Source organism: Caballeronia sp. INML2, from assembly GCF_023631365.1.
GTDB classification, from domain to species: Bacteria; Pseudomonadota; Gammaproteobacteria; order Burkholderiales; family Burkholderiaceae; genus Caballeronia; species Caballeronia turbans.
Map to the genome: position 1 here is coordinate 1 of NZ_JALQDH010000217.1, position 517 is coordinate 517.

Sequence of the window (517 nt, forward strand, 5' to 3'; positions counted from 1 at the left end):
GCGACGCGCGCGGAAGCTGCGCTGCGAACGCGACTTTTTGCAGTCCATCGGGAATCTGTGCCGAGAATGTCGCATCGTTAAGCTGGGGCGCAAGATTCCAGTCGACAAATTCCGCCCAGAACTGAGGCTGGCCCACCGCCTTCTTGTAAGTCAGTACGATCCGCTGCAGCAGAGGCTTGTCGCCATCTGCTATCCACACCTGAAAATCTACAGTGTCGGTACGCGCCGCTAGATGATAGGACGCAGTGCCGTAGATACCCGTCTTCTCCACATAGTCCACCGACCGTACCCGGGCTTGCAATTCTTCAGGCAGCCCGTTCAACAGGAGCGCCGCGAGCGGCAGGCGCATGCCAAGATCCTTGACGAAATACACGATGCTCTCGTCCAGCGTGCCTGGTTGCGGCGCCGTCGCATAGACTTTGCTGGCGAGATCGACCAGAACGATCTCTTTCCCGGTGAGCACAACGAGCGTTTTTGCGCCATCGCTGCGCTCGCTTTCCACGCGCATGCGATCGGG

1 protein-coding gene is annotated in these 517 nt (G+C 59.2%); it reads right to left on the reverse strand.

The window, feature by feature from the left end:
- The coding region (locus NCT32_RS37070) for a DUF2092 domain-containing protein (RefSeq protein WP_250491572.1) at window positions 1-517 on the reverse strand (517 nt) is incomplete at both ends.